The following is a 26,142-nucleotide window of genomic DNA, read 5'->3' as shown; positions in this document are numbered from 1 at the left end:
CCCGTCAGCCGAAGACGACGCAGGTGGCGGCCGGCGCCTCGACCGCGCCCGCCCGGCGCGGCACCCCGGTGTCCGGGTCGAGGTCGAACCAGGTCACGTCGCCCGAGCGCTCGTTGGCGGCGTAGAGTCTGCGTCCGGCCGGGTCCAGGGCCAGGTCGCGCGGCCAGTGCCCGCCGCAGGGAACGGTGGTGACCAGCTCCATGCCGTCGCCGTCCGGCTCCAGGGCCAGTACGGCGATGCTGTCGTGCCCGCGGTTGGCGGCCCAGGCCCAGCGGCCGTCGGCGGAGACCACCAGTTCGGACGGGTAGTTCTCCCGCGCCTCTCCCCCCGCGTCCGCCGGCAGCGTGCGGACCTCGCCGGCCGGCTCCAGGACGCCGCTCGCCCGGTCCCAGCGGCAGCAGGTCACGGTGGAGTCCAGCTCGTTGATGACGTACGCCCGGTCGCCGCGCGGATGGAAGGCCAGGTGCCGCGGCCCGCTGCCGGGCCGCAGCGGCGTCCGCCCGTGCGGGCGGGGCGCGGCCCCGGCGTGGTCGAGCCGGTAGACCCACACCGAGTCGGCGCCGAGGTCCACCGCCAGCAGCCAGCGCCAGGAGGCGTCGGCGACCACCGCGTGGGCGTGCGGTCCCTCCTGCCGCTCGCGCACCGGGCCGCAGCCGTGGTGCGGCAGTACGGTCGGTTGCGCGCCGAGGGTGCCGTCGGGCCGCAGCGGCAGCGAACTGATGCTTCCCGAGGTGTAGTTGGCGGTGATCAACTGCCCGGCGGCGCAGGTCAGATGGGTGGGCCCGGCCCCGCCGACGGACACCTGCGCCCCTGCCGGGCCGGGCCGGTCGGGGTCGGCCAGGGAGAGCGCGGCGGCGCGGCCGTCCTCGGTCTCGCTCACCGCGTAGAGCATGCCCGCGCCCGGCCCCGGCACGAGGTAGGAGGGGTCGGGCACCGCGTCCGTGTGGTGCAGCACCGTCAGTGCCCCGGTGTCCGGATCGACGGCGGCCGTGCTGATGCCGCGTCCGCCCGCCGAGGTGTAGGACCCGATGTACGCCCGCCGTCCGCCGCCCGTACCGTCCACTGCGTCGCCTCTCTCCCTCTCGACCCCACTGAAGCGCTGCCCCGTCCGGGCACCGGGGGCGACCGTAGCATTGGCCTGGACCAGAGTGGGAGCGCTACCATCCCCCCGTCCGGCCCCCGGACCGCGCCTTGGGATGCTGGTCCCATGACACCCTCTGCCGCCGCCTCCCCCGCCGCAGCCGTGATCTTCGACCTCGACGGCACGCTCGTGGACAGCGAGCCCGTCTACTACGAGGCGGGCAGACGGCTGCTCGCCTCGTACGGCGTCACCGGCTTCACCTGGGAGGACCACACGCGCTTCATCGGCATCGGCACCCGGGAGACGCTCGCGACCCTGCGCGAGGAGCACCGGATCGACGCCCCGCTGGAGGAGCTGCTGGCCGGGAAGAACCGCCTCTACCTGGAGCTGGCGCGCACCGCGGCCACCGTCTTCCCGGGGATGCGCGCGCTGGTGGAACTGCTGCACGCCGCCGGGTGCCCGATGGCCGTCGCCTCCGGCTCCTCGCGCACGGCGGTCGACGCGGTGCTGGAGGGTTCCGGTCTGGCCGGCCTGCTGCCCGTCCGCGTCTCGGCCGAGGAGGTTGCCCGGGGCAAGCCCGCGCCGGACGTGTTCCTGGAGGCGGCCCGGCGGCTGGGCGTGGAGTCCGCGCGGTGCGCGGTGGTGGAGGACGCGCCGCCCGGCGCGGAGGCGGCCCGCCGCGCCGGGATGCGGTGCGTCGCCGTGCCCTACCTGCCCGAGACGGCCGGTGACCCGGCCTTCGCGGCGGCGGGGCTGTGCTTCCCCGGCGGGCAGCGGGAGTTCGACGCGCGGGCCGCGTACGAGTGGCTGGTGGGCGCGGACCGGGGCTAGCCGGCGCTAGCCGAGGAAGGACAGCCGCACCCGGCGCTCGGGGTTGTCGCCGTTGGTGTCCACCAGGCAGACCGACTGCCAGGTGCCCAGTTCCAGCCGCCCGCCGATCACCGGCAGGGTGGCGTGCGGCGGGACGAGGCCCGGCAGGACGTGGTCGCGGCCGTGCCCGGGGCTGCCGTGCCGGTGGCGCCAGCGGTCGTCGGCGGGCAGCAGGTCGCGCAGCGCGGCGAGCAGGTCGTCGTCGCTGCCCGCCCCGGTCTCGATGATCGCGATGCCGGCGGTCGCGTGGGGGACGAACACGTTGAGCAGCCCGTCGCGGCCGTCGGCCACCTCGGCGAGGAAGTTCTCGCAGTCGCGGGTGAGGTCGGCGACGGTCTCGTGCGAGCCGGTGGTGACATGGAGGATGCGGGTGGTGAAGCGATCGCTCATGACCCCATCCTGACGCCTGTCCGCGCCGGGAAGCATCCGGCGCCGCCCGTGGTTGTCCGGAACGTGAACGATGTGGAGGTCGTGGTCGTCGGCGCCGGGCAGGCGGGCCTGTCGAGCGCGTACCACCTGCGGCGCTCGGGCTACGAGCCCGGCCGGGACTTCGTCGTCCTGGACCACTCCCCGCACCCCGGCGGGGCCTGGCAGTTCCGCTGGCCCACGCTGACGTACGACCGGGTGCACGGGATGCACTCCCTGCCGGGCATGGAGCTGACCGGCGCCGACCCCCGCCGCCCCTCCTCCGAGGTGATCGGCGGGTACTTCGCGGCCTACGAGCGGGCCTTCGACCTGCGGGTGCTGCGCCCGGTCCACGTGCGCGCGGTCCGCGAGGCCGGGGACGGACGGCTGCTGGTGGAGACCGGTTCGGGCACGTGGACGGCCCGGGCGCTGATCAACGCCACCGGCACCTGGGACCGCCCGTTCCGGCCCCGGGTGCGCGGTCAGGAGACCTTCGCCGGCCGCCAGTTCCACACCTCCCGCTACCCCGGCCCGGACGCCTTCGCCGGCGAGCGCGTGGTCGTCGTGGGCGGCGGCACCTCGGCCGTCCAGCACCTGCTGGAGATCTCCCGGACCGCGGCCGCCACGGCCTGGGTGACCCGCCGCGAGCCGGTCTTCACCGAGGGCCCGTTCGACGCCGGGCGCGGACGCGCCGCGGTCGCCCTGGTGGAGGAGCGCGTACGGGACGGGCTGCCGCCGCGCAGCGTGGTCTCCGTGACGGGGCTGCCCATGACCGAGGAGATGCGCCGCGCCCGGGAGAGCGGGGTGCTGCGGCGTCTGCCGATGTTCGACCGGATCACGCCCGGCGGCGTGGAGTGGGACGACGGGCGCGCGGTCGCGGCCGACAGCATCGTGTGGGCCACCGGTTTCCGCGCCGCGATCGGCCACCTGGCGCCGCTGCGGCTGCGCGAGCCGGGCGGCGGCATCCGCATGGACGGCACCCGCACCGTGCGCGACCCGCGGATCCACCTGGTCGGTTACGGCCCCTCGGCGAGCACCGTCGGCGCCAACCGCGCGGGCCGGGCCGCGGTCCGCGAGGTGCGGGCCCTCCTCGCCCGGCCCCGGGCTAGCGGAGGGGGAGCCGGGCCGTCCCCCGGACGCGCGGCCGTACGGGAGACGGCCGCGCGGTGACCGCGGGGGCGCGCTTCCCGCCGGCCCGGGGGTCCGCCGGGAGGCGGAGGGAGCCGTCCCGTCGCGTCCGAGGGGGAGCCTCCCCGTGGGCCGCGCCACCGGCCTGCTCGCCGGTCGTGCCGCCGCGGTGCGGGTTCCGGTGCGGGTCCGGCGGTGGTCAGTGGTGGGAGGCGGTGATGCTGGAGTCGCGGACGACCAGTTCGGGCTGGAGCACGATCCGCTGGTGCCGGTGCTCGGCGGCGTCCTCCCCGGTCTCCTCGATGAGCAGGTCTGCGGCCGTGCGCCCCATCCGGAAGGCGGGCTGCCGCACCGAGGTCAGGGGCACGGCCGCCGCCGCCGCGAACTCGATGTCGTCGTAGCCGACCAGGGCGATGTCCCCCGGTACCGAGACCCCGGCGGCGAACAGCGCCTGGAGCACGCCCAGCGCCAGCAGGTCGTTGGCGCAGAACACCGCCGTCGGCCGCGGCGCCATGCCCAGCAGCCGCGCCCCCGCGTCACGTCCCGCCGCCACGTCCAGCCGCTCCCCCTCGATCCGCCGCAGCGCGCTCTCCGGCAGCCCCGCCTCGCGCAGGGCCGCCAGCGCGCCGGTGTGCCGGTCGCGGCACTGCGACAGGTGCATCGGCCCGCTCACGTAGACCAGTTCGCGGTGGCCCTGGGCCAGCAGGTGCCGGGCGGCCAGCGATCCGCCCGTGACGTCGTCGACGGAGACCGAGCAGCCCTCGTCGGAGCCGGACAGCACCCGGTCCACCACGACGTAGGGGATGTCGTGGCGGCGGAAGTCGGCCAGGTTGCGGCCGGTGGTGTCGGCCGGGGTGACCAGGACGCCGCGCACCCGCTGCTCGGCGAAGAGGGAGAGGTAGTCGGCCTCCTCCGCGGGGCTCTGCGCGCTGTTGCACAGCATCACCCCCAGCCCCTGCTCCCGCGCCGCCCGCTCGGCGCCGGAGGCGACGTCGGCGAAGAAGGGGTTGGCCATGTCGAGGACGAGCAGGGCGATGATCCGGCTCCGGCCCGCCCGCAGGTGCCGCGCCGACTCGCTGCGCACGTAGCCGAGCTGGGTGATCACCGCCTGCACCCGGGTCCTGGTCTCCTCGGCGACCATCTCCGGGCGGTTGATGACGTTGGAGACGGTCCCCACCGACACCCCAGCCTGACGTGCCACGTCCTTGATGCCCACCATGCGCGCCACGAGCCCGACCGTCTCCCCGTTTCCTGCTGTCCGCGGCGCCCGGCCCGGGGCCGCGCGCCCATGCTACGCACCCGCGCCGGAGCCGGACGCGCGCCGGACTCCGCCGGCGGCCCCCCGCCCCGGCCCACCGCGGCCGGCCGTCCCGTCACGGCCCCTCCCGGTGGGTTCGGCGGGACTCAGTCGAGGTGGAAGACCTCGGTGAGGGGGCGCATCGCCTCGTCCGGCCGCTCGCCGTCCAACGCCTCGAAGAAACCGGCCATCTCCGCCTGCCAGCGGGCGTTGACGTCCGTGGCCGCCATGGCGGCCCGCGCCGCGGCGAAGTCCTCGGTCTCCAGGTAGCCGACCAGCAGGCCGTCCTCGCGCAGGAAGAGCGAGTAGTTGCGCCAGCCGCTCCCGCTCAGGGCACGGAGCATCTCCGGCCAGACGGCGGCGTGCCGCTCGCGGTACTCCGCCAGCCGGTCGGCCCGGACCTTCAGCAGAAAGCAGACGCGCTGCACACGCTCCTCCTCGGACGCCACGGTTGCCTGTGAATGGTTTCACCCAGGACGCACGGACGGTAGAGGCACTCCTCGGCCCCCGTCAACGGCCCGCGACCGGAAGAACGCAAACGGCCAGGAACGACCGGTTCCTCGCGGCCTCCTGGCTCCCGGCCTCTTGACACCCCCTTCGGACACCCATAGCTTTCCGGCGATGAAACGATTCACAAAGCCGTCCGGCACCCGGGAGCTCTGACGCATGACCGCCGTGTCCGCCGTGAAGGCGGCCCTCAAGAACCAGGCCATCGAGACGCCCTCGTGGGCCTACGGCAACTCCGGAACGCGCTTCAAGGTCTTCGCGCAGCCCGGCGTCCCGCGCACCCCGCAGGAGAAGCTCGACGACGCGGCCCGGGTGCACGCGCACACCGGCGTCGCGCCGACCGTGGCCCTGCACATCCCCTGGGACAGGGTCGACGACTACGCCGCCCTGGCGAAGCACGCCGAGGAGCGCGGGCTGGCCCTCGGCGCGATCAACTCCAACGTCTTCCAGGACGACGACTACCGGCTCGGCAGCGTCTGCCACCCGGACGCGGCCGTACGGCGCAAGGCGCTGGACCACCTGCTGGAGTGCGTCGACATCATGGACGCCACCGGCTCGCGCGATCTGAAGCTGTGGTTCGCCGACGGCACCAACTACCCCGGCCAGGACGACGTCCGCGCCCGCCAGGACCGGCTGGCCGAGGCCCTGTCCGCGGTGTACGAGCGGCTCGGCGAGGGGCAGCGGATGCTGCTGGAGTACAAGCTGTTCGAGCCCGCCTTCTACACCACCGACGTCCCCGACTGGGGCACGGCCTACGCGCACTGCCTGCGGCTGGGCGAGAAGGCGCAGGTGGTGGTGGACACCGGCCACCACGCGCCGGGCACCAACATCGAGTTCATCGTGGCCGTGCTGCTGCGCGAGGGGAAGCTGGGCGGCTTCGACTTCAACTCCCGCTTCTACGCCGACGACGACCTGATGGTCGGCGCCGCCGATCCCTTCCAGCTCTTCCGGATCATGTACGAGGTGGTGCGCGGCGGCGGATACGGGCCGCGGACCGCCTTCATGCTCGACCAGTGCCACAACATCGAGGCGAAGATCCCCGCGATCATCCGCTCGGTGATGAACGTCCAGGAGGCCACCGCCAAGGCCCTGCTGGTCGACCGCGAGGCGCTGTCCGCCGCCCAGGCCGCCGGCGACGTACTGGCCGCCAACGCCGTGCTGATGGACGCCTTCAACACCGACGTACGGCCGCTGCTGGCCGAGGTCCGCGAGGAGATGGGCCTGGACCCGGACCCCGTCGCGGCGTACCACCGCTCGGGATGGGCCGAGCGGATCACCGAGGACCGCAAGGACGGCCGCCAGGCCGGCTGGGGGGCGTGAGACACGTGGACGGCAACCGCACGACACGGCACGAGACGGTCGGGGCGCTGCTGGCGCGCTCGCACCGGCTGGGCTCCGACCCGCGCAACACCAACTACGCGGGCGGCAACACCTCCGCCAAGGGCACCGGTCCCGACCCCGTGACCGGCGGCGAGACCGAGCTGCTGTGGGTCAAGGGCTCCGGCGGGGACCTGGGCACGCTGAGCGCCGACGGGCTGGCCGTCCTGCGCCTGGACCGGCTGCGCGCGCTGAAGGACGTGTACCCGGGGGTGGAGCGCGAGGACGAGATGGTCGCCGCGTTCGACCACTGCCTGCACGGCCGGGGCGGAGCGGCCCCGTCCATCGACACCGCGATGCACGGCCTGGTGGACGCCGCCCACGTCGACCACCTCCACCCCGACTCCGGCATCGCGCTCGCCTGCGCCGCCGACGGCGAGAAGCTGACGGCCGAGTGCTTCGGCGACACCGTCGTCTGGGTGCCGTGGCGCCGCCCCGGCTTCCAGCTCGGGCTGGACATCGCCGCCGTCAAGGAGGCCAACCCGCGGGCGATCGGCTGCGTCCTGGGCGGGCACGGCATCACCGCGTGGGGCGACACCTCCGAGGAGTGCGAGCGCAACTCGCTCCACATCATCCGCACCGCCGAGGCGTTCCTCGCCGAGCGCGGCAGGCCCGAGCCGTTCGGCCCGGTCCTGGACGGCTACGAGCCGCTGCCGGAGGACGAGCGCCGGGCGCGCGCCGCCGCGCTGGCGCCGTACGTACGCGCCGTCGCGTCGGCCGACCGGCCGCAGGTCGGGCACTTCACCGACACGGACGCCGTCCTGGACTTCCTCTCCCGCGCCGAGCACCCGCGCCTGGCGGCCCTGGGCACCTCCTGCCCGGACCACTTCCTGCGCACCAAGGTCCGGCCCCTGGTCCTCGACCTGCCGCCGGCCGCGCCCCTGGAGGAGGCCGTCGCGCGGCTGGCGGAGCTGCACGCGGAGTACCGCGCGGAGTACCGCGCGTACTACGAGCGGCACGCCGCGCCGGACTCCCCCGCGATGCGCGGCGCGGACCCGGCGATCGTCCTCGTCCCCGGCGTGGGCATGTTCTCCTTCGGCAGGGACAAGCAGACCGCGCGGGTGGCGGGCGAGTTCTACGTCAACGCGATCAACGTGATGCGCGGCGCCGAGGCCGTCTCCTCCTACTCCCCCATCGAGGAGTCGGAGAAGTTCCGCATCGAGTACTGGGAACTGGAGGAGGCCAAGCTCCGGCGGATGCCGGAGCCGAAGGCGCTGGCCACCCGGATCGCGCTGGTCACCGGCGCCGGGTCGGGCATCGGCAGGGCCATCGCGCACCGGCTGGTGGCGGAGGGCGCGTGCGTGGTGGTCGCCGACCTCGACGCGGAGAACGCCTCCGCCGTCGCCGAGGAGCTGGGCGGCCCCGACAAGGCGGTGGCGGTGACGGTGGACGTCACCGACGAGGAGCAGATCGCCGAGGCGTTCGGGGCGGCCGTCCTCGCCTTCGGCGGCGTGGACCTGGTGGTCAACAACGCGGGCATCTCCATCTCCAAGCCCCTGCTGGAGACGACCGCGAGGGACTGGGACCTCCAGCACGCCATCATGGCCCGCGGCTCCTTCCTGGTCTCCCGCGAGGCCGCCCGGGTGATGGCCGCCCAGGGCCTGGGCGGCGACATCGTCTACATCGCCTCCAAGAACGGCGTCTTCGCCGGCCCCAACAACATCGCCTACGGCGCCACCAAGGCCGACCAGGCCCACCAGGTGCGGCTGCTCGCCGCCGAACTGGGCGAACTGGGCATCCGCGTCAACGGCGTCAACCCCGACGGCGTGGTGCGCGGCTCCGGCATCTTCGCCGGCGGCTGGGGGGCGCAGCGCGCCGCGGTGTACGGGGTGCCGGAGGAGAAGCTCGGCGAGTTCTACGCCCAGCGCACCCTCCTCAAGCGCGAGGTGCTGCCCGAGCACGTGGCGAACGCGGTGTTCGCCCTCACCGGCGGCGAGCTGAGCCACACCACCGGACTGCACATCCCCGTCGACGCGGGCGTCGCCGCCGCCTTCCTGCGCTGACGCCCCTCCCGATCCCCTGCCCGGCCACCGCGCGCGTCCTGTCGTGCCACCGCGGTCGCCGGGCAGGCCCAACCCACCGTCCCGCGAGGTCCACCGTGCCCCCTGCCCCACCCCCGCGCACCCCCCTGTCCTTCGCCGCCGTCGACCTGGGCGCCTCCAGCGGACGCATCATGGTCGGCACGGCCGGACCGGGCGCCCTGGAACTGCGCGAGGCGCACCGCTTCCCCAACCGCCCCGTCCGCGCCGGCGGGACCCTGTACTGGGACGTCCTCGGCCTGTACCGGGGCGTGCTGGACGGACTGCGGGCGGCGGGCCGGGCCGCGCCCGAGGGGCGCCTGGCCTCGGTCGGCATCGACTCCTGGGCCGTGGACCACGGGCTGCTGGACGCCTCGGGCGCGCTGCTGGGCAACCCGGTCCACTACCGCGACGGCCGCACGGAGGGGGCCGCGGAGCGGGCCGCGGCCGTCATGCCGCCCGAGGAGCTGTACGCCGCCACCGGCCTGCAGTACCAGCCGTTCAACACCCTCCACCAGCTGGTGGCGGCCCGCGGCACCCCCGCCCTGGCCGCCGCCCGGCGCCTGCTGCTGATACCCGACCTGTTCGCGTACTGGCTGACGGGCGAGGAGGGCACCGAGCTGACCAACGCCTCCACCACCCAGCTGGTCGACCCGCGCACCGGCGGCTGGGCGCGGCCGGTGGCGGACGCGTTCGGCGTCGACCTGTCGCTGTTCCCGCCGCTGCGCCGGCCGGGGGATCCGGCGGGCGAGCTGCTGGAGGAGGTGCTGGAGGAGTGCGGGCTGACCGGGCCGGTGCCGGTCACGGCCGTCGGCTCGCACGACACCGCCTCGGCCGTGGCCGGGGTCCCGGCCGGGAGCGGACGGGGTTTCGCCTACATCGCCACCGGCACCTGGTCGCTGGCCGGCGTGGAGCTGGACGCGCCGGTGCTCACCGAGGAGTCGCGCGCCGCGAACTTCACCAACGAGCTGGGCGTGGACGGCACGGTCCGCTACCTGCGCAACATCATGGGCCTGTGGCTCCTCCAGGAGTGCCTGCGCTCCTGGGAGGCGGAGGGACTGCGCCCGGAGCTGGAGACGCTGCTGCGCGGGGCCGCGAAGGCTCCCGCGCTGCGCTCGGTGGTGGACGCGGGCGACCCGGCCTTCCTGGCGCCGGGCCGGATGCCCGAGCGGATCGCCGGGGCCTGCCGCCGCACCGGGCAGCCGGCGCCGCGCGATCCGGCCGAGACGGTCCGCTGCGTGCTGGACTCCCTGGCCCTGGCCCACCGCCGGGCGGTCGCCGACGCCCGGCGGCTGTCGGGGCGGGAGGTGGAGGTGGTGCACATCGTCGGCGGCGGGGTGCGCAACGAGTTGCTGTGCCAGCTGACGGCCGACGCCTGCGGGCTGCCGGTGGTCGCGGGGCCGGCCGAGGCGGCGGCCTTCGGCAACGTGCTGGTCCAGGCGCGCGCGGCCGGCGCCGTGGACGGCGACCTGGCCGCGCTGCGCTCCCTGCTGCGCGCCACCCAGCCGCTGCGGCACCATGAGCCCATGGGTGACCAGGCCGCCTGGCGGCGGGCGGAGGCCGCGGTATGCGCGTAGCACTGTTCGTGACGTGTGTGACCGACACGCTCTATCCCGGCACCGGGCGGGCCGCGGTCGCCCTGCTGGAGCGGCTGGGGGTGGAGGTGGACTTCCCCCTCGCCCAGAGCTGCTGCGGGCAGCCGCAGTTCAACACCGGCTACCGGCGCGAGACCGAGCCGCTGGTGCGCCGCTTCGCCGAGGTCTTCCGCGGCTACGACCACGTCGTCACCCCGTCCGGCTCGTGCGCGGCGATGGTGCGGGAGAACCATCCGCGCGTCGCCGCCCGGGCCTTCGGCGGCCCGGCGGCGGAGGCCGTGGCCGAGGTGGCCGCCAGGACGTGTGAACTGAGCGAGTTCCTGGTGGACGTGCTGGGGGTGACGGACGTGGGCGCCTACTACCCGCACACCGTCACCTACCACCCGACCTGCCACGGCCTGCGGACGCTGGGGCTGGGCGACCGGCCCCGGCGGCTGCTGGAGAACGTGCGCGGCCTGGAGCTGGTCGAGCTGCCGGGCGCGGAGGAGTGCTGCGGTTTCGGCGGGACCTTCGCGGTGAAGAACGCGGCGGTGTCGGCGGCGATGGGCGCGGACAAGGCGCGCAGCATCGAGGGCACGGGAGCGGAGGCGGTGTGCGCGGTGGACAACTCCTGCCTGATGCACATCGGCGGCACCCTGTCCCGGCGGGGCTCCACCGTCCGGCCCGTCCACCTCGCCGAGATCCTGGCCGCCACGGGGGACGGCACGGCGCGGGACGAAGCGGAGGAGGCGGCGCGATGAGCGGCGGTACGTTCCTGGGCATGCCCGCCTTCCCCGAGGCGGCCGCCGCGGCCACCCGTGACGCGCGGCTGCGCGGCAACCTGCGACACGCCACCGGCACCATCCGCGCCAAGCGCGCGAAGGCCGTCGCCGAACTGCCGGACTGGGACCGGCTGCGGGCGGCCGGCGCCGCGATCAAGGACCGCACGCTGCGCCACCTCGACCACTACCTGGAGCAGCTGGAGGAGGCCGTGACCGCCGCGGGCGGCACCGTCCACTGGGCGGCCGACGCGGCCGGGGCCAACCGGATCGTCACGGACCTGGTGCGCGCCACGGGCGAGACCGAGGTGGTCAAGGTCAAGTCGATGGCCACCCAGGAGATCGGCCTCAACGCCGCGCTGGAGGCGGCCGGGATCCGCGCCTACGAGACCGACCTGGCCGAGCTGATCGTCCAGCTCGGCGACGACCTGCCCTCGCACATCCTCGTCCCGGCCATCCACCGCAACCGCGGCGAGGTCCGCGACATCTTCCGCCGCGAGATGGGGAGTTGGGGCCGTCCGGCGCCGGACGGCCTGACCGACGATCCGGCCGAGCTGGCCGAGGCCGCCCGGCTGCACCTGCGGGAGAAGTTCCTGCGCGCGAAGGTCGGGATCTCGGGCGCCAACTTCATGGTGGCCGAGACCGGCACGCTGGTGGTGGTCGAGTCGGAGGGCAACGGGCGGATGTGCCTGACCCTGCCCGAGACGCTGATCTCGGTGGTCGGCATCGAGAAGGTGGTGCCCACCTGGCGCGACCTGGAGGTCTTCCTCCAACTGCTGCCCCGTTCCTCCACCGCCGAGCGGATGAACCCCTACACCTCCATGTGGACCGGCGCCGCGGACTCCGCGTCCGCCGACGGCCCGCGCGCCTTCCACCTGGTGCTGCTGGACAACGGCCGTACCGACGCGCTGGCCGACACCGTGGGCCGCCAGGCGCTGCGCTGCATCCGCTGCTCGGCGTGCCTGAACGTCTGCCCGGTCTACGAGCGGGCGGGCGGGCACGCGTACGGCTCGGCCTACCCGGGTCCGATCGGCGCGATCCTCACACCCCTGCTGCGCGGTACGGCGACGGAGCTGGACGCCTCGCTGCCGTACGCGTCCTCGCTGTGCGGGGCCTGCTACGAGGTCTGCCCGGTCGCGATCGACATCCCCCGGGTCCTGGTCCATCTGCGCGAACGCGTCGTGGAGGGCGGCGAGGCGACGGTGCGCGGGCAGCGCACGACCATCCGCCCCGCCCGCGGCCACGCCGCCGAGCGCGCCGCGATGCGGGCGGCCCGCTGGGTCTTCGAGCACCCGGCGGCGCTGCGGGCCGGCCAGCGGCTGGCCTCCCGTACGCGGCGGCTGCACCCGCGCCGCCTGCCCGGACCGGGCCGGGCGTGGACGGCGAGCCGCGACCTGCCCCGGGTGCCCGCGGAGTCCTTCCGCGACTGGTGGCAGCGCGACCGGGGAGACCGGGGAGAGCAGGGAGACCAGGGAGGTGCCCGATGAGCGGCCGTGACGTGGTGCTGGGCCGGATCTGCCGCGCCCTGCGGGACGTACCGCGCGCCGAGACGCCGGACGGCGTCCCCGTCCCCCGGGAGTACGAGCGCGCCCACGTCCCGTCCGGGGCCGCGGCGTCCGGCGCGCTGGCCGACCTGCTGGCGGAGAACCTGGCGGACTACCGCGCCGTGGTGCACCGCACCGACGCCGGCGGTCTGCCCGCGCTGCTGCGCCGGCTGCTGCTCGAACGCGGGAGCGGCACGGTGCTGGTGCCGCCCGGCCTGCCGCCCCGGTGGCTGGAGGGCGCCGGCGCCGCCCTCGTCCCCGACCGGGCGGCCTCCACCGCGCGTGACCTGGACGCGGTGGACAGCGTGGTGACCGGGTGCGCGGTGGCGATCGCGGAGACCGGCACGATCGTGCTGGACGGCGGCCCCGACCAGGGGCGCCGCCGCATCACGCTCGTCCCCGACCACCACGTCTGCGTGGTGCGCGTCCCGGATCAGGTGGTGGCGTCGGTGTCCGAGGCGCTGGAGCGGCTCGACCCGGCCCGTCCGCTGACCTGGATCTCCGGCCCGTCGGCCACCAGCGACATCGAGCTGGACCGGGTGGAGGGCGTCCACGGCCCGCGCACCCTGGAGGTCGTCCTCGTGGAGGAGCGAGCCGGGGGGTGACCGGCGGGGCGGGCGCGACCGGGGTTGCTCCGTCGGTGCCCCGCCATTGCTCTACACCTCTGCCACCGTGCGTGGCCCCTTGTCGCTCACGGCGCACGGGGCTAGCTTCCCGGCATGCCTTCCCGCCGCTCACTCCTCGCCGGCGGCGCGGCCGCCGCGCTGGCCGCACCGCTCCTGTCCCCCGCCACCGCCACCGCCGCAGGACGGCCGGGCGACCGGGGCGTCGTGCCCGGCGCCGACGTCGCGGCCGCCCGCGACTGGTCCATGCTGCGCGGCCGCAAGGTCGGCGTGATCAGCAATCCCACCGGCGTCCTGCGCGACACCGGTCACATCGTGGACTCCATGGCCGCGCGCAGCGAGCTGGAGATCGTCGGGGTCTTCGGTCCCGAGCACGGTTTCCGGGGCAGCGCGCAGGCAGGCGGTTCCGAGCCGGAGTTCACCGACCCGCGCACCGGCCTGACGGTGTACGACGCGTACGGCGCGGGCGCGGCGAAGATGGCCGAGCTGTTCACCAGGGCCGGGGCGGACACCGTCGTCTTCGACATCCAGGACGTCGGGGTCCGCTTCTACACCTACATCTGGACCATGTACAACGCGATGGTCGCCGCCCGCTCCATCGGCGCCCGCTTCGTGGTGCTGGACCGCCCGAACCCGATCGGGCGCCGTGCCGACGGCCCGCTGATGACCGAGGAGTTCACCTCCGGCGTCGGGGCCGAGGTGATCGTCCAGCAGCACGGGATGACGGTGGGCGAGCTGGCCCGCTACTTCAACGGCGAGCTGCTGCCGAAGGAGGGCGAGGGCGGGAAGGTGGCGGAGCTGGAGGTCGTGCCGGTGCACGGCTGGGACCCGTACTCCACCGCGCACGAGAGCGGTCTGCCGTGGGTGCCGCCCTCCCCGAACATGCCGACCGCGGACACCGCCGTGGTCTACGCGGGGACCGGCTACTTCGAGGGCACCAACCTCTCGGAGGGGCGCGGCACCACCCGCCCGTTCGAGTTCGTCGGCGCGCCGTACCTGGACCACCGCTACGGCGACCGGCTCAACGCCCGGAAGCTGCCGGGCGTGCGGTTCCGCGAGGGGTACTTCGTGCCGACGTTCGGCAAGCACACCGGCGCCACCTGCGCGGGCGTCCAGATCCACGTCACCGACCCGCGCCGCTACGAGCCGATCCCCACGGCGGTGGCGATGCTGGTGGAGGCGCGCCGCTACCCCGACTTCGCCTGGCGCCAGGACTCCTGGGACGCCAAGCGCCCCTTCTGGATCGACAAGCTCTCCGGGTCCCCGCGGCTGCGGGAGATGATCGACGCGGGCAAGGACGCGGACGAGGTCGTGGCCGCCTGGCGGGGGGAGGTCCGCGCCTTCGAGCGGAAGCGGCGCGCGTATCTGCTCTACCGCTGAAACCCCTTTCACGGCACGAGGCGGCCGACCCGGCGCGAGGCGCCGGGACGGCCGCTTTCGTGCGCCCTTGCTGCTGTCCGTGCGCCCGCGCACGCCCGAAGGGTAAAAGTAACGCCATGTTCTTGCGCAAAATTCTGAAATCTCTTGCACGGACGGCAGGATGACGCTGTCGCACCTCACGGAAACCAAGTGAAGGAGTCAGCGTGTTCAGCGCTCTACGGATGGCCTCCCCGCTCACCGTCCTGGCCCTCGCCCTCTCCGGGCTCGCCGCGGCGGCCGCGCCCGCGGTGGCGGCCGGGACGGGCGAGGCGCCGGCGTGCGTCACCCTCGCCCCGAGCTGGCGCTACACCCTCGTCACCAACGGCTGCGCCGAGACGCACACCGTCCGGGTGCTCTACACGGACGGCACGCCGAGCCCCTGCCGGGCCGTGGAGCCGCGGGCCACCGTGACCTTCGCGGGCTACGGCACGGACGCCAACCACCCGGTGCGGACCGACCTGTGCGACGAGCGCTGAGCGCCGCGCCCGGTACCGCACCCGGGCGCGGCGGTCACAGGGCCTCGGCGAAGGCGTCGTAGGCCCGCCGGTCGAACAGGACGAAGCGGATCTCCTCGAACGCCCCGTCCGCTCCGTCCGTCCCTTCCACCCGGTCTCCCCCGTCTCCCCCGTCCCGCCCGGCCTCCTCGCGCACCGCGCGCACCGCGACGCGGGCCGCGTCGTCCAGCGGCCAGCCGTAGACGCCCGTGGAGACGGCGGGGAAGGCGACGGTGCGGGCGCCCAGTTCGCGCGCCACGCGCAGCGACTCGCGGTGGCAGGAGGCCAGCAGCTCCGACCGGTCCTCGACGGGGGACCAGACCGGCCCCACCGTGTGGATCACCCAGCGCGCGGGAAGCCGGCCGGCCGTGGTGGCCACCGCCCGGCCGGTCGGCAGGCCCTTCCCGTAGCGGGAGGCGCGCAGCGCCCGGCACTCGGCGAGGATCTCCGGGCCGCCCCTGCGGTGGATCGCCCCGTCCACGCCTCCCCCTCCCAGTAGGGAGGAGTTGGCGGCGTTCACCACCGCGTCGACGGACTGCTCGGTGATGTCGCCCTGGACCAACCGGATCGTGACCATGGGGGCATCCTGCCCGGTTCCGCCCGGTTCAGGGCAGGGGGAGCCGGGCCGCCCAGGCCAGACCGCCGAGCAGGTGGCGCCGGAAGGCGGGGTCGGCGTAGGACTCGGGGCTGTGGCCGAGGGCGGTGTAGAACGAGCGGCCCCCGGTGTTCTCGTGGCACCACGCCAGCGGGTGGTCCTCCCCCATCCCGCCGCCCTCGTACGTGGACTCGTCGGCGGAGACCAGCACCCGCACCCGGCCGCGCGGGCTGGCGCGGAAGTCGTACCACTCGTCGGTGAACGGCCAGGCGGCGTCCAGGTGTGCGGTGGCGGGGTGGTCGCGGTCCTCCACCACCGCGACGCCCGGCTGGAGTTCGGGGTGCCGCTCGAAGCGGGCGCCGACCAGCTCGCCGTACCAGGGCCAGTCGTACTCGGTGGTGGTCGCCGCGTGCACGCCGACGAAGGCGCCGCCCCCGGCGGCGTACGCGCGCAGGGCCTCGCGGCTCCCCGGCGTCAGCACCTCGCCGCTGGTGGAGAGGAAGACCACGGCCCGGCAGCCGTCCAGGCCGGCGGCGAGGGCGTCCGGGTCCTCGGTGGCCTCGACGGCCAGGCCCAGGCCGCCGCCCAGGGCGCGGAAGGCGTCCACGCCGTGCGGGATGGAGTCGTGCCGGTAGCCGGTGGTCCGGGTGAAGACGAGGATCCGGTCAGCGCTCATGGCCCCATGATCCCCCATCCGGACACCGCCGCGGGCTACGCTCGGCGGCATGCCCGCACGCATCAAGGACCTGGTCGTGGACGCCGCCGACCACCAGGCGCTCGCCGACTGGTGGTGCGCCGCGCTGGGGTACGAACGCCGCAGGCCGCTGGGCCGCCCTCCCCAGCCGCCGGAGTGGCCGGTGGCCATCCACCATCCGCAGGACGCCGGGCCCGTGATCTGGTTCACCCCGGTGCCCGACCCGAAGACCGGCAGGAACCGGGTGCGCTTCGACGTGTGGGGCGACACGGACGGTTTCCTCGCGCTGGGGGCCACCATGGTGCGGCGGCACGGCGAGGGCACGGGGTGGGACGTCCTGGCCGACCCGGAGGGCAACGAGTTCGGCGTGTTCGCCCCGCGCACCTCGGGACTCCACGGACCGGACGGGGGCGCCGCGCGATGACGGGCTCCGCCGACCCCATATCCGGCCCCGCGCGAAGGCTCATCGACACGGTGGCGTGGGTGCATCTGCGCGACGGCGCGGTCCTGGGCACCCGTACGCGCGGCAAGGACCTCTTCTACATCCCCGGCGGCAAGCGCCACGCGGGCGAGAGCGACGAGCGGACGCTGCTGCGGGAGGTCGAGGAGGAGCTGACCGTGGCGATCGTGCCCGGCACGGTCGCCCATCTGGGCACGTACGAGGCGCCGGTGGACGCGGACACACCGGCAGTGGTGGTCCGGATGGCCTGCTACACCGGCGACTACCGCGGCACGCTCGCCGCCAGCAGCGAGATCGAGGAGATCCGCTGGCTGACGTACGCCGACCGCGACCTGGTGCCGCCGGTGGACCAACTGGTCTTCGACGACCTGCGCGCCGAGGGGAGGCTGGCGTGACCCCGCCCGCCGTGGTCCTGCGCGAGACCGTGCCCGCGGACCTGCCGTCCCTCTTCCGCTTCCAGCTCGACCCGGAGGCCAACCGGATGGCGGCGTTCACCGTCGCGGACCCCTCGGACCGCGCCGCCTTCGACGCCCGCTGGGAGCGGATCCTCGGCGACCCGGCGGTCGTGAAGCGGACCGTGCTCGCCGACGGGGAGGTGGCCGGCAGCGTCATGGTCTACGCGCCCCGGGACGAGCCCGGCCGGCGCGAGGTCACGTACTGGATCGCCCGCGAGCACTGGGGGCGCGGCATCGCCGGCCGCGCGCTGGCCGCCCTGCTGGCGGAGCATCCGCACCGGCCGCTGTACGCCCGCGCGGCCAAGGACAACCACGGCTCGCTGCGGGTCCTGGACAAGTGCGGCTTCGTGCGCTGCGGCGAGGGCGGCGGGCACGCGGCGGCGCGGGGGGAGAGGGTGGAGGAGTACGTGCTGGTCCTGCGCTGACCGCGGCCCCGCCGCGTCCGCTCCGGCCGGGCCGCCGTCCCGGCCGGTCGCACGGACGGCCCTCCCGCGCGCACGCCCTGGGACCTCGCCGGAGGCCCGCCGCCACGGCCGTCCCGGGAGGGCGCCGCCGTAGGATGACGGTCTCGGAGAGAGGATCGGGGCATGGGCGTGACACGGGCGGCCCGGACGGACGGGCGGGTCGAGCGCGGGGACCGGACGCGGCGCCTGGTGCTGGACCGGACGGTGGAGATCGCGTCCGTGGAGGGGCTCGAGGGGCTCTCCCTGGGGCGGATCGCGACCGAGCTGGGGCTCAGCAAGAGCGGGGTGTTCGCCCTCTTCGGCTCCAAGGAGGAGCTCCAGCTGGCGACGGTGCGCGCGGCGCGGGCCGTGTTCGTCGAGCGGGTGGTGCGTCCGGTGGACGGTCTGCCGCCCGGCCTGACGCGGGTGCGGCGGCTGTGCGCGGGCTGGCTGGCGTACTCGCGGGAGCGGGTCTTCCCCGGCGGGTGCTTCTTCCACGGGGCCTCCGCGGAGTTCGACGCCCGCAGCGGCCCGGTGCACGACGCCGTGGCCGCCGTCCTGGACGACTGGGGGGCGTTCGTGGAGCGGACGCTGGAGGAGGCCCGGCTCGCGGGCGAGCTGCGCCCCGACGTCCGGGTGGACCAGCTGGCCTTCGAGATCACCGCCCTGCTGGAGTTCGCCGACGCGCGCTCGGTGCTCAGGGACGACGACCGCGCGTACGGTCTGGCGGAGACCGCCATCGTGGAGCGGCTGCGGGCGGCGGCCACCGCCCCCTCGGCCCTACCGGACCGGCTCGGCGGCTGAGAGGAAGCCCAGCGCCTCGGCCGTCACGCCCGGATCGGTGATGATGCGGCGGTGTCCCAGGCCCCGGGTGGTGACCAGCCGCACCCGTTCGCCGTACGCCCGCGCCAGCCGGCGGGACTGGTCGAGGGGGACGACGTCGTCGTGCTCGTCGTGGACCAGCAGGACCGGCATGCCGTCCTCGCCCGGCCGGACGACGGCGGTGAGCAGTTCCCGCGTCGCCTCGCCCGCCTCGGGCAGGAGCATGGCCTCGACGCGCCGGCGCACCTCCTGACCGACCCGGGGCCGCAGGCCCAGCCCGGCGCGGAAGCCCTCCAGCACCCAGCCGAACTCGGCCACCCCGCCCAGGGAGACCAGCCGCCCCGCCGTCACCCCGTCGCGGAGGGAGAAGGACGCGGCCAGGGAGCCGAAGGAGTGGGCCACCACCGCCTCGAACGGGCCGTGCTCGCCGTGGAGGGCGCGGATGATCTCGCGGTACTCCAGGATCGTGGTCGTGCGCCCCTCGGAGGCGCCGTGCCCGGGGGCGTCGAAGGCCACGGGGCTGTAACCCCGCTCCCGGAGGGCCGTGACGAAGGCGTGCCAGCGGGAGGCGCGGTACCGCCAGCCGTGCACCAGGAGGACCGGGCGGTCGCCGCTCCCCCAGCGGTAGGTCGCCACCCGCTTGCCCGCGACGGTCAGCTCGCCGCGCCGGGCGCGGTCCATCACCGGCTGTTCGGCGGGGCGGACGGCACCGCGGGCCAGAGGGCCGCGGAAGAGGCCGAACGCCGCGCGGCCGGCGAGGCCGGGGGCGACGAAGGAGGTGGTGTTGAGGGCGGTGCGGATGATCGCGGTCGTGGGACGCATGCCCGGTTCTCCTCGCTCGGCCGGTGGAATGACGAGATATTAGCACGGTCGTTCGTTCAGTTTTCGGCTCGGCGGAGCCGCCGCGGTGTGCGGGGAACCGGCTCAGGCGGGGGCGGCCTCCACCGCTCCCGGGCCCACGGCGTCGGGGCCCGCCGACTCGGGAAGGACCGCGTCGCGCCGCAGCAGGGCCGCGTAGCGCCCGTTGCGGGCGATGAGCTCCTCGTGGGTGCCGCGCTCGGCGATCCGTCCGCCGTCGAGGACGACGATCTGGTCGGCGTCGCGGATGGTCGACAGGCGGTGGGCGATCGTCAGCGTGGTGCGGCCCGTGGCCAGGGCGTCGACGGCCCGCTGGACGGCCTGCTCGGTGCGGGTGTCCAGGGCGCTGGTGGCCTCGTCGAGGATGAGGACGGGCGGGTCGCGCAGGATGGTGCGGGCGAGGGCCAGACGCTGCTTCTCGCCCCCGGAGAAGCGGTAGCCGCGCTCGCCGACGAGGGTGTCGTAGCCCTCCGGCAGCGAGGCGATGTGGTCGTGGATCTGGGCGGCCCGGGCGGCGGCCTCGATCTCGGCGTCCGTGGCGTCGGGCCGGGCGAAGCGGAGGTTGTCGGCGACGGACGCGTGGAAGAGGTAGGTCTCCTGCGACACCACGCCCACCGCCCGGGCCAGGGAGTCGAAGTCCAGGTCCCGTACGTCGACCCCGTCGATGGTGACCCGGCCGCCGGTGACGTCGTACAGCCGGGGCACCAGGTAGCTCAGCGTGCTCTTGCCGGAGCCGGTGGCGCCGACGACGGCGAGACTGCCGCCCGCCGGGACGGTCAGGTCGATGCCGCTGAGCGTGGGGGTGGCGGAGTCGGGGTCGTAGGAGAAGGTGACGTCCTCGAAGCGGACCTCGCCGCGCGGCCGCTCCAGGCGTACGGGCCGGGCGGGCTCGGTGATGTCCACCGGCAGGTCCAGGTACTCGAAGATGCGCTGGAAGAGGGCGAGCGAGGTCTGCATCTGCACGCCGGTGCTCAGCAGCGAGACGGTCGGACGCAGCAGGCCCTGCTGGAGGGTGACGAAGGCGACCAGGGTGCCGATGGAGAAGGCCGGGCCCCCGAGGTGGAGGAGCAGGCCGGCGGCCCAGTACAGCAGGGCCGGGATGGCCGCCATGATGATGCCGATGACCGACATCCGCCAGCGTCCGGCCATGTTGGAGCGGATCTCCAGGTCCGCCAGCCGCTCCGACTCGTCGGCGAAGGCGCGGGTGAGGGAGTCGGCCCGGCCCATGGTGCGGCCCAGCAGGATGCCGCTGACCGACAGGGACTCGGTCACCATCGCCGACATCGCCGCCATCTGCTTCTGCCGGTGGGTGGCGATCTTCTTGCGCTCGCGGCCCACGCGGCGGCTTATCCAGACGAACAGCGGCATCAGCAGCAGCGAGACGAGGGTGAGCCGCCAGTCCAGCGCCAGCATGGCCACCACCGTCGCCACCACGCTGGTGAGGTTGGAGACCAGGGAGGTGGCGGTGGAGGTGACGGTGGCCTGCATCCCGCCGATGTCGTTGGCGATGCGGGACTGGACCTCCCCGGTGCGGGTGCGGGTGAAGAACGCCAGGGGCATCCGCTGGAGCTTGGCGTAGACCTCGGTGCGCAGGTCGTGCATGACGTGCTGGCCGACCGTCGTGCTGATCAGCGTCTGGAGGACGTTGAAGACGCTGGTCAGCACCGCCGTGGCGATCATGCCGAGGGCGAGCAGGGACAGCAGGCCGGTGCGCTGCTGCGGGATCGCCACGTCGAGGATCTCGCGCAGCAGGAACGGCGAGGCGACCGAGACCAGCGAGGACGCGCCGACCAGCAGTCCGACCACGGCCAGCCGTCCCCGGTAGGGGCGGAAGAGGCGCAGGATGCGGCGGATCTGGGCGGGCGGCTGCGGTGCGCCCTTCTCCCTCGGGGGCGGGGTCCAGGCTGGTTCGTCGCGGTGCAATGCGCTCCTTCGGCGGTCGGCGGTGACCGGCGGGGCCGGCTCGCGGCCGGACCGCCGCCGGTTCACCAGCCTACGGCCGCCCGTCCGCGCTCACCCGTGCCGCTGCTCGCCCGCGCGCGGCCGGTCAGGAGGCGAGGCTCTCCCTGTCCCCCATCACCACGACCGGGTGCTGCGCCGGGTCGAGGGTGCGCAGCAGGTGCTCCATGCCGGACCTGGAGAGGCTGACGCAGCCGGAGGTGCCGCTGCCGTGGTCCATGTGCAGCCAGATGCCGCCGCCCTTCTCCTGCCCCCGGGGCCGGGTCGGGTCGTTGGGGGGTGTGCCCCTGACCCGGTTGTAGTCGATGGCGATGACGTAGTCGAAGTCGTGCCGGTACCTCTCGGGCCAGTGGCGCGGCGCGGCGAAGGCGGCGGAGCGGGTGTACGGCAGCTTCGTCCCGGGGTCGGGAAGGACTCCGCCGGCGTCCGAGAGGGTGAAGACGCCGATCGGGCTGCGCTTGTCGTTCTCGCGGTGGTCCGGCGTCCAGCCGCGCCTGCCGTTGTGGGCGGGCCACCGGTGCCCGCGCGTCCAGGTGCCGCCGTGCCGGGTGTAGAGGACGACCGTGGCGTCCTCGGAGTCCTCGCCCTCGCCGTAGACGGCCACGACCTGGCGCGCGGAGGCGGGGATCTCGGAGTGGAGGCGGTCGCCGACCCCGGGGATGCGGCGGGAGTCGGCGCCGGGCGAGGAGGGCGGCGCCGACGCCGCCTGCCGGGGCCGGGAGGAGGTGTCGGCCCTGCCCGTGCCCCCGCCACTGCCGCAGCCCGCGATCAGCAGGGAGAGCACCGCCGTGGCGGCGCAGGCCGCCGGCGCCGCGCGCCGTGCGCCGGGCCTGGATCGCGTACCGGACGTTCTCATGCCGTCCATCGTCCCACCCGCCGCCCGCCCACTCCGCCACCACGAGCCCGGGGCGCGGGCGGACCCGGGCCCACGGCCGGACCCGGCTCCGTGTCCGGATGTGGCCGGATGCGGCCGGATGCGGCCGGTCGTGTGCGGCCGCGCGGAAAACCCTTTGCCCTCCCGCCGGGGATGAGGGAAGGCTTGCACGGTCGCCTCTCCCCCTTCCGCCCACGAGACCGTTCTGGGACGTCATGCGCATTCGCGATCTTCCGTATCCCGATCCCGGTGACCCCGACGTACGGTCCGGGTTCCGCCTGCTGGTCTGGCTGTGGCGGTCACAGCTCGGCGGCCAGTTGAAGGCGCTGGCCTGGGGGACGCTGCACATGGCGGCGGTCGCCTCCTTCCCCCTCGCCGTGGGCATGGCCGTGCAGGCCGCCGGCGAGCGCTCCGGGGAGCGGCTCGTCTCGACGGGGGCCCTGATGCTGGCACTGGGTCTGGCGGTCACCGTCGGTGACACCATGCTGCACCGCGCCGCCGTCACCAACTGGATCACCGCCGCGGCCCGGGTGCAGCAGCTGCTGGCCCGGCGGACCGCCGAGCTGGGGGCCGCGCTGACCCGCCGGGTGGCGGCCGGCGAGGTGGTGGCCGTGTCGACCGGGGACATCGAGAAGATCGGCTGGTTCGTCGAGGCCGTCTCCCGCTTCGGCGCCGCGCTGCTGACCACGGCCGGGGTGTGCTCCGCCCTGGTGGTGTACGAGCCGCTGCTGGGCGGTCTGGTGACGCTGGGCGTACTGGTGCTGGCCCTGGTCGTGCTGCCGCTGCTGCCGCCGGCGACCCGCCGGGCGGACGCGCAGCGCGCGAAGGCGGGACGGGCCACCGAGCTGGCCGCCGACACCGTGGCCGGGCTGCGGGTGCTGCGCGGCATCGGGGGCGAGGAGCTCTTCCTCGACCGGTACCGCCGGGCCTCGCAGGAGGTGCGGCGGGCGGCGGTGCGCACCGCGCGGATGTGGTCGCTGATCGACGCCGTGCAGGTGGTGCTGCCGGGACTGCTGCTGATCTCGGTGGTCTGGTTCGGCACGCGGCTGGCGCTGGACGGCCGGGTCGCCGTGGGCGAGCTGGTGACGGTGTACGGCGCGGTGACCTTCCTGCTCTTCCCGCTGCGGCTCTTCCAGGAGATCGCCATGGCGTACTCCTTCTCCCGGCCCTCGGCGAAGCGGACGGCCCGGGTCCTGGCACTGCGCCGGGAGACGCGGCCGGGCCCCGCCGGAGCGCCCGGGGACGCGGAGGTGCCGCACGGTGATCTGTACGACCCGGTGAGCGGGCTGCTCGCGCCGGCCGGGCGTCTGACCGCGGTGGTGTGCGGCGATCCCGACGCGGCCGGGCGGCTCGCCGAGCGGCTGGGCGGGCACAGCGCCGAGTCCGCGCCGGACACTCCGTCGGTGCTGCTGGGCGGGGTCGCCCTGGACGAGGTGCCGTTGGAGGCGGCCCGCACCGCCGTGCTGGTGCAGGACAAGGATCCGGTGCTGCTGTCGGGCACCCTGCGGGAACTGCTCGACGTGCCGTCGTCCGGTGCGGTCCCCCGCGAGCGGGCGCTGGAGGCGGCCCAGTGCGGCGATGTGCTCGCCGCGCTGGCGCAGGCCGACGGCGGCCGGGGCGGCGACCCGATGCGGGCCCGGATCACCGAGCGCGGCAGGTCGCTGTCGGGCGGCCAGCGCCAGAGGCTGGCACTGGCCCGGTCGCTGGTCGCCGATCCGGAGGTGCTGGTGCTGGACGAGCCGACCAGCGCGGTCGACTCGCACACCGAGGCCCGTGTCGCCGACGCGCTGCGCCGTCTGCGGACGGGCCGCACCACGGTGGTGTTCTCCTCCAGTCTGCTGCTGCTGGACCGGGCCGACCGGGTGGCGTTCGTCTCCCGCGGCGAGGTGACCGCGGTCGGCACGCACCGCGAACTGCTGGCGGGCGAGCCGGGGTACCGCGCGGTGGTCACCCGCGAGACCGGCGAGCTCGACGAGGGCGGCGGGAACGGCAGGAACGGCGAGAACGGCGCGAGCGACGGGAACGGCGACACCGCCGGGCCGCGGGAGCCGCGGCGGCGTGAACGGATGGAGGAGACCGCATGATCGGCGTCGCACCCCCCGGGTACGATCCCGCCGCGCCCGAGTCGGCCACGACCCTGCCGGTCGGCGCGGCGGGGACCGTACGCGCCTACGTCGGCGAGCTGGTCCGGCGGCACCGCGGGGCGTTCGCGGTACTGGTGTCGGTGAACGCCGTCGCGGTGGTGGCCTCCATGGCCGGCCCCTATCTGCTGGGGCGGGTGGTGGAGGACCTCGCCGCGGGAGCCCGCGACCTCCACCTGGAGCGCACCGTCCTGCTGTTCGCCGCCGCCCTGGTCGTGCAGACCGTCTTCGTCCAGCAGGTGCGGCTGCGCGGGGCGATGCTGGGCGAGCGGATGCTGGCGGACCTCCGCGAGGACTTCCTGGTCCGCTCGGTGCGGCTGCCCCCGGGCGTGCTGGAACGGGCCGGGACGGGAGACCTGCTGTCCCGGATCACCACCGACATCGACCGACTGGCGAGCGCCATGCGCGAGGCGGTGCCCCAGCTGTCGATCGGCGTCGTCTGGGCGGGGCTGCTGCTGGGCGCGCTCACGGTCACCGCGCCGCCGCTGGCGCTGTCCGTGGTGATCGCCCTGCCGCTGCTGCTGGCGGGCTGCCGCTGGTACTACCGGCGGGCGCCCGGCGCCTACCGCTCCGAGGCGGCGGGCTACGCCGCCGTCGCCGCGGCCCTGGCCGAGACCGTGGACGCCGGGCGGACGGTGGAGTCCCACCGTCTGGGCGCGCGCCGGGTCGCCCTGTCCGAGCGCCGCATCGGGGAGTGGACGGCGTGGGAGCGGTACACGCTGTGGCTGCGCACGGTCCTCTTCCCCGTCATCAACGCCACCCACGTGCTGATCCTGGGATCGGTGCTGATGCTCGGCGGGCTCTTCGTGCTGCGGGGCTGGATCTCGGTCGGCGAGCTGACCACGGGCGCGCTGCTCGCGCAGATGCTCGTCGAACCGATCGGCATGATCCTGCGCTGGTACGACGAGCTCCAGACCGCCCAGGTCTCCCTGGCCCGGTTGGTCGGGGTCCGGGAGATCGACCCGGAGTCCGGCGACGGCACGCTGGCCCCGGACGGCCGCGAGGTCCGCGCCGCCGCGGTCCGGTTCGGTTACCACGCGGGCGGCGACGTGCTGCACGGGGTGTCGCTGGACGTGGCACCCGGTACGCGGGTGGCGCTGGTGGGACCGTCGGGCGCGGGCAAGTCCACGCTGGGCCGGCTGCTGGCGGGGATCTACGCCCCGCGGACGGGCGAGGTCACCCTCGGCGGAGCGGCGCTGGCCCGGATGCCCGCGGAGCGGGTGCGCGAGCACGTGGCGCTGGTCAACCAGGAGCACCACGTCTTCGTCGGCTCGCTGCGCGACAACCTGCTGCTGGCGAACGCGGACGCGGACGACGCCGAGTTGTGGGCCGCCCTCGCGGCGGTGGACGCCGACGGCTGGGCCCGCGGTCTGGAGGACGGCCTGGACAGCGAGGTCGGCTCGGGTGGGCTGGCGGTCACCCCGGCCCAGGCCCAGCAGATCGCGCTGGCCCGGCTGGTGCTGGCCGATCCGCACACGCTGGTGCTGGACGAGGCGACGTCCCTGCTGGACCCGCGTGCCGCCCGGCATCTGGAGCGTTCGCTGGCGCGGGTGCTGGAGGGCCGCACCGTGGTGGCGATCGCGCACCGGCTGCACACCGCGCACGACGCGGATGTGATCGCGGTCGTGGAGGACGGCCGGATCAGCGAGCTGGGCAGCCACGGCGAGCTGGTCGCCGCCGGCGGCGCCTACGCGGCACTGTGGCGGTCCTGGCACGGCTGATCCC

At 75.0% G+C, this 26,142-nt stretch carries 25 protein-coding genes; 16 read left to right on the top strand and 9 right to left on the bottom strand.

Annotated features, from left to right (window positions below; all coding sequences use genetic code 11):
• Positions 1 to 4: 4 nt before the first annotated feature.
• Positions 5 to 1,063 (bottom strand): lactonase family protein, encoded by a 1,059-nt coding sequence (locus QC029_RS01820; RefSeq protein ID WP_279553499.1) that lies wholly within the window; start codon positions 1,061 to 1,063, stop codon positions 5 to 7.
• 144 nt (positions 1,064 to 1,207) lie between these two features.
• Between QC029_RS01820 and QC029_RS01815 the strand changes: the two genes are divergently transcribed.
• The gene (locus tag QC029_RS01815) at positions 1,208 to 1,912 is read left to right on the top strand and encodes an HAD family phosphatase (protein WP_279553498.1); all 705 of its coding nucleotides are present in this window, start codon (positions 1,208 to 1,210) and stop codon (positions 1,910 to 1,912) included.
• Positions 1,913 to 1,918: 6 nt separating this feature from the next.
• Here QC029_RS01815 and QC029_RS01810 read toward each other — a convergent pair whose 3' ends face one another.
• Positions 1,919 to 2,341 (bottom strand): secondary thiamine-phosphate synthase enzyme YjbQ, encoded by a 423-nt coding sequence (locus QC029_RS01810; RefSeq protein ID WP_279553497.1) that lies wholly within the window; start codon positions 2,339 to 2,341, stop codon positions 1,919 to 1,921.
• A gap of 63 nt (positions 2,342 to 2,404) precedes the next feature.
• Between QC029_RS01810 and QC029_RS01805 the strand changes: the two genes are divergently transcribed.
• Entirely contained in the window at positions 2,405 to 3,526 is a 1,122-nt protein-coding gene (locus QC029_RS01805) for an NAD(P)-binding domain-containing protein (protein WP_279553496.1), read from the top strand.
• A gap of 157 nt (positions 3,527 to 3,683) precedes the next feature.
• On the opposite strand, the gene QC029_RS01800 is transcribed toward QC029_RS01805, so the two are convergent.
• Positions 3,684 to 4,703 carry a LacI family DNA-binding transcriptional regulator gene (locus QC029_RS01800; protein WP_279553558.1) on the bottom strand — a complete coding sequence of 340 codons (1,020 nt, stop codon included), beginning with the start codon at positions 4,701 to 4,703 and terminating at the stop codon, positions 3,684 to 3,686.
• Between the two features lie 185 nt (positions 4,704 to 4,888).
• Entirely contained in the window at positions 4,889 to 5,209 is a 321-nt protein-coding gene (locus QC029_RS01795; protein ID WP_279553557.1) for an L-rhamnose mutarotase, read from the bottom strand.
• A gap of 238 nt (positions 5,210 to 5,447) precedes the next feature.
• Between QC029_RS01795 and rhaI the strand changes: the two genes are divergently transcribed.
• The 8 genes from rhaI (at position 5,448) to QC029_RS01755 (ending at position 15,098) form a co-directional block, all read left to right on the top strand.
• Positions 5,448 to 6,608 (top strand): L-rhamnose isomerase, encoded by a 1,161-nt coding sequence (gene rhaI / locus QC029_RS01790; protein ID WP_279553495.1) that lies wholly within the window; start codon positions 5,448 to 5,450, stop codon positions 6,606 to 6,608.
• 5 nt (positions 6,609 to 6,613) lie between these two features.
• The gene (locus QC029_RS01785) at positions 6,614 to 8,668 is read left to right on the top strand and encodes a bifunctional aldolase/short-chain dehydrogenase (RefSeq protein WP_279553556.1); all 2,055 of its coding nucleotides are present in this window, start codon (positions 6,614 to 6,616) and stop codon (positions 8,666 to 8,668) included.
• Between the two features lie 95 nt (positions 8,669 to 8,763).
• Positions 8,764 to 10,260, top strand: coding sequence for a rhamnulokinase family protein (locus tag QC029_RS01780; protein ID WP_279553494.1), 1,497 nt, complete (start codon positions 8,764 to 8,766; stop codon positions 10,258 to 10,260).
• Positions 10,251 to 11,018: a (Fe-S)-binding protein gene (locus QC029_RS01775; RefSeq protein WP_279553493.1), complete on the top strand. Its 768-nt coding sequence runs from the start codon at positions 10,251 to 10,253 to the stop codon at positions 11,016 to 11,018. Before QC029_RS01780 ends, QC029_RS01775 begins: the two co-directional genes overlap by 10 nt.
• The gene (locus QC029_RS01770; protein ID WP_279553492.1) at positions 11,015 to 12,523 is read left to right on the top strand and encodes a lactate utilization protein B; all 1,509 of its coding nucleotides are present in this window, start codon (positions 11,015 to 11,017) and stop codon (positions 12,521 to 12,523) included. The genes QC029_RS01775 and QC029_RS01770 overlap by 4 nt, the downstream gene beginning before the upstream one ends.
• Entirely contained in the window at positions 12,520 to 13,185 is a 666-nt protein-coding gene (locus tag QC029_RS01765) for an LUD domain-containing protein (protein ID WP_279553491.1), read from the top strand. The genes QC029_RS01770 and QC029_RS01765 overlap by 4 nt, the downstream gene beginning before the upstream one ends.
• A 114-nt stretch (positions 13,186 to 13,299) precedes the next feature.
• Positions 13,300 to 14,583 carry a DUF1343 domain-containing protein gene (locus QC029_RS01760; protein WP_279553490.1) on the top strand — a complete coding sequence of 428 codons (1,284 nt, stop codon included), beginning with the start codon at positions 13,300 to 13,302 and terminating at the stop codon, positions 14,581 to 14,583.
• Between the two features lie 203 nt (positions 14,584 to 14,786).
• The gene (locus QC029_RS01755; RefSeq protein WP_279553489.1) at positions 14,787 to 15,098 is read left to right on the top strand and encodes an alpha-amylase; all 312 of its coding nucleotides are present in this window, start codon (positions 14,787 to 14,789) and stop codon (positions 15,096 to 15,098) included.
• A gap of 34 nt (positions 15,099 to 15,132) precedes the next feature.
• Here QC029_RS01755 and QC029_RS01750 read toward each other — a convergent pair whose 3' ends face one another.
• Positions 15,133 to 15,693: an O-acetyl-ADP-ribose deacetylase gene (locus tag QC029_RS01750; RefSeq protein WP_279553488.1), complete on the bottom strand. Its 561-nt coding sequence runs from the start codon at positions 15,691 to 15,693 to the stop codon at positions 15,133 to 15,135.
• A gap of 28 nt (positions 15,694 to 15,721) precedes the next feature.
• Complete coding sequence (locus QC029_RS01745) at positions 15,722 to 16,387, bottom strand: ThuA domain-containing protein (RefSeq protein WP_279553487.1); 666 nt, start codon at positions 16,385 to 16,387, stop codon at positions 15,722 to 15,724.
• Between the two features lie 49 nt (positions 16,388 to 16,436).
• Between QC029_RS01745 and QC029_RS01740 the strand changes: the two genes are divergently transcribed.
• From QC029_RS01740 to QC029_RS01725, 4 genes are all read left to right on the top strand, one after another.
• Entirely contained in the window at positions 16,437 to 16,829 is a 393-nt protein-coding gene (locus tag QC029_RS01740) for a VOC family protein (RefSeq protein ID WP_279553486.1), read from the top strand.
• Complete coding sequence (locus tag QC029_RS01735) at positions 16,826 to 17,260, top strand: NUDIX domain-containing protein (protein WP_279553485.1); 435 nt, start codon at positions 16,826 to 16,828, stop codon at positions 17,258 to 17,260. The genes QC029_RS01740 and QC029_RS01735 overlap by 4 nt, the downstream gene beginning before the upstream one ends.
• Positions 17,257 to 17,745 carry a GNAT family N-acetyltransferase gene (locus QC029_RS01730; protein ID WP_279553484.1) on the top strand — a complete coding sequence of 163 codons (489 nt, stop codon included), beginning with the start codon at positions 17,257 to 17,259 and terminating at the stop codon, positions 17,743 to 17,745. The genes QC029_RS01735 and QC029_RS01730 overlap by 4 nt, the downstream gene beginning before the upstream one ends.
• Before the next feature lie 162 nt (positions 17,746 to 17,907).
• The gene (locus tag QC029_RS01725; protein ID WP_279553483.1) at positions 17,908 to 18,567 is read left to right on the top strand and encodes a TetR/AcrR family transcriptional regulator; all 660 of its coding nucleotides are present in this window, start codon (positions 17,908 to 17,910) and stop codon (positions 18,565 to 18,567) included.
• Here QC029_RS01725 and QC029_RS01720 read toward each other — a convergent pair.
• From QC029_RS01720 to QC029_RS01710, 3 genes are all read right to left on the bottom strand, one after another.
• The gene (locus tag QC029_RS01720; RefSeq protein WP_279553482.1) at positions 18,544 to 19,407 is read right to left on the bottom strand and encodes an alpha/beta fold hydrolase; all 864 of its coding nucleotides are present in this window, start codon (positions 19,405 to 19,407) and stop codon (positions 18,544 to 18,546) included. The genes QC029_RS01725 and QC029_RS01720 overlap by 24 nt on opposite strands.
• A gap of 102 nt (positions 19,408 to 19,509) precedes the next feature.
• Positions 19,510 to 21,366: an ABC transporter ATP-binding protein gene (locus QC029_RS01715; protein WP_279553481.1), complete on the bottom strand. Its 1,857-nt coding sequence runs from the start codon at positions 21,364 to 21,366 to the stop codon at positions 19,510 to 19,512.
• 124 nt (positions 21,367 to 21,490) lie between these two features.
• A complete protein-coding gene (locus QC029_RS01710) occupies positions 21,491 to 22,258 on the bottom strand; it encodes a L,D-transpeptidase family protein (protein WP_279553480.1) in 768 nt (255 codons plus the stop codon).
• A gap of 233 nt (positions 22,259 to 22,491) precedes the next feature.
• Between QC029_RS01710 and QC029_RS01705 the strand changes: the two genes are divergently transcribed.
• Both QC029_RS01705 and QC029_RS01700 read left to right on the top strand, forming a co-directional pair.
• Positions 22,492 to 24,360 carry an ABC transporter ATP-binding protein gene (locus QC029_RS01705; protein ID WP_279553479.1) on the top strand — a complete coding sequence of 623 codons (1,869 nt, stop codon included), beginning with the start codon at positions 22,492 to 22,494 and terminating at the stop codon, positions 24,358 to 24,360.
• Positions 24,357 to 26,138: an ABC transporter ATP-binding protein gene (locus tag QC029_RS01700; RefSeq protein ID WP_279553478.1), complete on the top strand. Its 1,782-nt coding sequence runs from the start codon at positions 24,357 to 24,359 to the stop codon at positions 26,136 to 26,138. Before QC029_RS01705 ends, QC029_RS01700 begins: the two co-directional genes overlap by 4 nt.
• Positions 26,139 to 26,142 lie beyond the last annotated feature (4 nt).

The sequence above is a fragment of the Streptomyces sp. DH37 genome (genome assembly GCF_029813835.1).
GTDB lineage: Bacteria > Actinomycetota > Actinomycetes > Streptomycetales > Streptomycetaceae > Streptomyces.
This window is presented reverse-complemented; position numbering and strand designations above follow the sequence as displayed.

Coding starts and splice junctions, on each gene's coding strand:
- QC029_RS01745 (WP_279553487.1), bottom strand. CDS start 16,387: ATGAGCGCTGACCGGATCCTCGTCTTCACCCGGACCACCGGCTACCGG.
- QC029_RS01700 (WP_279553478.1), top strand. CDS start 24,357: ATGATCGGCGTCGCACCCCCCGGGTACGATCCCGCCGCGCCCGAGTCG.
- QC029_RS01770 (WP_279553492.1), top strand. CDS start 11,015: ATGAGCGGCGGTACGTTCCTGGGCATGCCCGCCTTCCCCGAGGCGGCC.
- QC029_RS01760 (WP_279553490.1), top strand. CDS start 13,300: ATGCCTTCCCGCCGCTCACTCCTCGCCGGCGGCGCGGCCGCCGCGCTG.
- QC029_RS01765 (WP_279553491.1), top strand. CDS start 12,520: ATGAGCGGCCGTGACGTGGTGCTGGGCCGGATCTGCCGCGCCCTGCGG.
- QC029_RS01720 (WP_279553482.1), bottom strand. CDS start 19,407: ATGCGTCCCACGACCGCGATCATCCGCACCGCCCTCAACACCACCTCC.
- QC029_RS01735 (WP_279553485.1), top strand. CDS start 16,826: ATGACGGGCTCCGCCGACCCCATATCCGGCCCCGCGCGAAGGCTCATC.
- QC029_RS01750 (WP_279553488.1), bottom strand. CDS start 15,693: ATGGTCACGATCCGGTTGGTCCAGGGCGACATCACCGAGCAGTCCGTC.
- QC029_RS01810 (WP_279553497.1), bottom strand. CDS start 2,341: ATGAGCGATCGCTTCACCACCCGCATCCTCCATGTCACCACCGGCTCG.
- QC029_RS01815 (WP_279553498.1), top strand. CDS start 1,208: ATGACACCCTCTGCCGCCGCCTCCCCCGCCGCAGCCGTGATCTTCGAC.
- rhaI (WP_279553495.1), top strand. CDS start 5,448: ATGACCGCCGTGTCCGCCGTGAAGGCGGCCCTCAAGAACCAGGCCATC.
- QC029_RS01740 (WP_279553486.1), top strand. CDS start 16,437: ATGCCCGCACGCATCAAGGACCTGGTCGTGGACGCCGCCGACCACCAG.
- QC029_RS01800 (WP_279553558.1), bottom strand. CDS start 4,703: ATGGTGGGCATCAAGGACGTGGCACGTCAGGCTGGGGTGTCGGTGGGG.
- QC029_RS01775 (WP_279553493.1), top strand. CDS start 10,251: ATGCGCGTAGCACTGTTCGTGACGTGTGTGACCGACACGCTCTATCCC.
- QC029_RS01710 (WP_279553480.1), bottom strand. CDS start 22,258: ATGAGAACGTCCGGTACGCGATCCAGGCCCGGCGCACGGCGCGCGGCG.
- QC029_RS01725 (WP_279553483.1), top strand. CDS start 17,908: ATGGGCGTGACACGGGCGGCCCGGACGGACGGGCGGGTCGAGCGCGGG.
- QC029_RS01705 (WP_279553479.1), top strand. CDS start 22,492: ATGCGCATTCGCGATCTTCCGTATCCCGATCCCGGTGACCCCGACGTA.